General features: G+C 64.8%; 4 protein-coding genes. All 4 read right to left on the bottom strand.

All coding sequences use genetic code 11. From position 1 onward, the window contains the following. Positions 1-297: FAD binding domain-containing protein (locus AHiyo1_RS10985; protein WP_172465573.1), on the bottom strand; the 297-nt coding region annotated here is incomplete at its 3' end. Then, entirely contained in the window at positions 294-2,663 is a 2,370-nt protein-coding gene (locus AHiyo1_RS10990; protein WP_059388592.1) for a xanthine dehydrogenase family protein molybdopterin-binding subunit, read from the bottom strand. The genes AHiyo1_RS10990 and AHiyo1_RS10985, both read right to left, overlap by 4 nt. Further along, positions 2,660-3,172 carry a (2Fe-2S)-binding protein gene (locus AHiyo1_RS10995; RefSeq protein ID WP_059388593.1) on the bottom strand — a complete coding sequence of 171 codons (513 nt, stop codon included), beginning with the start codon at positions 3,170-3,172 and terminating at the stop codon, positions 2,660-2,662. The genes AHiyo1_RS10990 and AHiyo1_RS10995 overlap by 4 nt, the downstream gene beginning before the upstream one ends. 91 nt (positions 3,173-3,263) lie before the next feature. Then, positions 3,264-3,755: XdhC family protein (locus tag AHiyo1_RS11000; RefSeq protein WP_172465574.1), on the bottom strand; the 492-nt coding region annotated here is incomplete at its 5' end.

Genomic DNA, 3,755 nt, shown 5'->3' on the forward strand with positions numbered 1-3,755 from the left:
CGCCGCTGCCTTGGCCAGCAACGGCACGTGCTCGGCAATAAGCGGGTCCGTGGCGATCTGGTGGTGCGTTGTCATGGCTCCGATCAGCAGGGCGTCGCCGTCGTCGCGGACCCCGGACAACTCGCCGATCCGGCCCAAATCGACCACCATCGCGGCGTCGGCAAGGCGCAGTTTCATCACGGGGATCAGGCTTTGACCCCCGGCCAACAGCTTCACGTCGTCGCCGGCGTCGGCCAACACGCTCAACGCCTCCGCCACCGTGGCCGGAGCGGCGTAATCGAATGCGCTCGGAATCATTGCACATCTCCCGTGGTCTTGGCTTCTTCAAGGGCGGCCCACACACGCGCCGGCGTGCATGGCATCTTGATGTCCTTCACGCCAAGGTGCCGAATCGCGTCCAGCACGCCGTTGACAATTGCGGGCGTCGAGGCGATGGTTCCTGCCTCGCCGACTCCCTTGGCCCCCAACTGGTTAGTGGTGGACGGCGTCTCCGTGCGCGCCGTCGTGAAGTGCGGCAGGTCGGGCGCGCCGGGCACGAGGTAGTCCACGAACGAGCCCGTGACCAGGGTCCCGGCGTCGTCGTGCACGGCCTCCTCATAAAGGGCCTGAGCGATTCCCTGCGCCAGGCCGCCGTGGACCTGGCCCTCCACAATCAGCGGATTGACCACCACCCCAACGTCGTCCACGCAAACGTACTTGCGGATGCTGACCTGCCCGGTCTCGGTGTCCACTTCGATGCCGGCCAGATGGGTGCCGTGCGGGAAGGAGAAGCTCTGCGGGTCGAAGGTGGCATCCGAATCCAGATTGGGCTCAAACCCTTCCGGCAGGTTGTGCGCCGAGAAGGCGGCGAAGGCGACTTCACCGAAGGCAGTGGACTGATCAGTGCCCTTGACGCTGAACTTGCCGTCCGTGAACTCGATGTCCTCCTCGCTGGCCTCCATCATGTGCGCTGCCAGGACCTTGGCCTTCTCGATCACCTTGTCCGCAGCGGCCAGCACCGCCATACCACCGACGGTCAGCGAGCGGGAGCCGTAGGTGTCCAGGCCCCGCTGGGAGACCTGTGTATCACCATGCAGCACTTCGACATTTTCGAACGGCACGCCGAGCCTGTCCGCCACGAGCTGGCTCCACGCGGTTTCGTGACCCTGGCCGTGGGGGGAAGTGCCCGTGACTACCTCGACGTTGCCGGTGGGCAGCACCCGCACCTGGGCGTGCTCCCAGCCGCCGGCCGCGTAACTGAGCGCGCCAAGCACCCGGGATGGAGCCAGGCCGCACATTTCGGTGAACGTGGAGATGCCGATGCCGAGTTGGACGGGATCGTTGGCCTCGCGGCGCCTGGCCTGCTCTGCCCGGAGCTCGTCATAGCTGAAGAGCTCCAGCGCCTTCGCCGTGGCCGCCTCGTAGTTGCCGCTGTCGTATTCGAGTCCAGTGACGGTGGTGAAGGGGAATTCCTCGTGGGTGATCCAGTTCTTTTTGCGCAGTTCCAAGGGGTCCATGCCCAGTTCGACGGCGAGCTCATCCATCAAGCGCTCGATAGCGAAGGTTGCTTCCGGCCGGCCTGCGCCCCGGTAAGCGCCCGTCCACGCCTTGTTGGTGAAGAGGTTGTTGCATTCCAGTCGGTACGCCGGGAATTTGTAGATGGCGTTGTACATGAACGCGCCCAGGATCGGGATGCCCGAGCCGATAATGCCGAGGTAGGCGCCCATGTCCGCCAGCAGCTGGATGTCCAGCCCGGTGACAATCCCGTCCTTCGTCGCCGCGAGCTTCACCTTCTGCACTTGGGCCCGGCCGTGATGCCCAGACTGCAGGGACTCGCTGCGGGTTTCGGTGTATTTGCAGGGTTTGCCGACCCGCCGGGCTGCCATGAGGGTGATGAACTCCTCGGGGATCACCGTCAGCTTTCCGCCAAAGCCGCCGCCCACGTCGGGGGCGATCACGCGGAGCTTGCTTTCCGGGAGCCCGAGCGTCAATGCCAGGATCAGCCGCAGGATATGGGGTATCTGCGTGGACGACCACATGGTGATTTGCTCACTCGTCGGGTCAACCACGATCGAGCGCGGTTCCATGAAGGCCGGGATGAGGCGTTGCTGGTAAAAGGTGCGTTCGATGAGGACTTCGGCCTTCGCCAACGCCTCGGCGATCGGCTTGCCGGTGCCGGCTTCGCCCGAGTCAAACACCCAGGTCGCCGAGAGATTGGAGTCCAAGTTAGAGTGGGCCAGCACCTTGTCGGTGAATGCTTCCTCCAGATCCAGGACCACCGGAAGTTGGTCGTAGCTGACGTCCACGAGTTCGACGGCGTCCCGCGCCGATGCGGCGCTGCGGGCAACGATGCAGGCAACTACCTCGCCGGTAAAGGCCACCTCGTCGACGGCGATCGACGGGAACGCGGGCGCCTTCTGCTCGGCGGTGACGGGCCAGACGTTGGGCAGGCTGCCCTGTTCCGCGGCCAGATCGGCTCCGGTGAACACGGCGACGACGCCGGGTGAGGACTTCGCGGCTGAGGTGTCGATCGAGGTGATCCTGGCGTGGGCGAACGGACTGCGGACCATGGCCAAATGGAGCATGCCGGGCAACGTCATGTTGTCCGTGTACCTGGAGCGCCCCGTGATGAGGTGCGCGTCTTCTTTGCGGAGGCGGGGCCTGCCGATTTCGGCGATGGTCATGCCACACCTGCCGTTTCCGTCGCGTCGCTGTCGGAAGAAACCGTTCCGTCAGCGGCGGCCTGCACCGCGGCAACAATGTTCTGGTACCCGGTGCACCGGCAAAGGTTTCCTTCGAGGCCGTCCCGGATTTCCTGTTCGGTGGGGTGCGGATTTTCGGCGAGAAGGGATGCCGATTGCATGATCATGCCGGGCGTGCAGAAGCCGCATTGCAGCGCATGGCATTGGTGGAAGGCTTGCTGCAGCGGGGCGAGCTTGCCGTCCCGGGCCAGGCCTTCGATGGTGGTGACGCTGTGGCCGTCTGCCTGAACCGCGAACATGGTGCAGGATTTAACGCTGACTCCGTTCAGATGGACGGTGCAGGCGCCGCAGTTGGTAGTGTCGCAGCCGATCAATGTGCCGGTCTTGCCAAGCCGTTCGCGCAGGTATTGGACCAGCAGCAATCGTGGCTCGACATCGTCTGTGTAGCTCACATCATCGACTTCGACGGTGATCGTCTTGGAACTCGCCATTGGGATCTCCTGTCGCGTTGGACGACGGGCACGACTGCCCGGCATCCAGTCCTGATGTGACACAGGTTACTCCTCGGAAGGGGCGAGCGCCCTAGCCCGGCTTGAGTTCGTACCCCGCATCCTCGTGGTCCGCTTCAACCGTGGGTTCGTGGTGGATCCGGGCCTCCATGGTGCTCAATCTTCCGCCGCCGCCACCCCAGTGCAAGGCAATGATTTCGGCGGCGATGGAGACGGCCGTTTCCTCCGGGGTGCGGGATCCCAGGTCCAGGCCGATCGGGCTGGAGAGCCTGGCCAATTCGGCCTCGCTCAGGCCGGCTTCGCGCAGCCGTTCCAATCGGTCGCGGTGCGTGCGCCGGGATCCCATCGCGCCCACGTAGGCCACGTTGTGGCGCAGTGCCAACTCAAGGAGCGGCACGTCGAATTTCGGATCATGTGTGAGCACACAGATCACGGTGCGCTCGTCCACTTGGCCGGCAGCGATCTGCGCCTGCAGGTAGCGGTGCGGCCATTCCACCACCACCTCGTCCGCCTGCGGGAACCGGGCAGCCGTCGCGAAAACCGCGCGTGCGTCGCAGACCGTGAC

The sequence above is a fragment of the Arthrobacter sp. Hiyo1 genome (genome assembly GCF_001263615.2).
Taxonomy (GTDB): domain Bacteria; phylum Actinomycetota; class Actinomycetes; order Actinomycetales; family Micrococcaceae; genus Arthrobacter.

Coding starts and splice junctions, on each gene's coding strand:
- AHiyo1_RS10990 (WP_059388592.1), bottom strand. CDS start 2,663: ATGACCATCGCCGAAATCGGCAGGCCCCGCCTCCGCAAAGAAGACGCG.
- AHiyo1_RS10995 (WP_059388593.1), bottom strand. CDS start 3,172: ATGGCGAGTTCCAAGACGATCACCGTCGAAGTCGATGATGTGAGCTAC.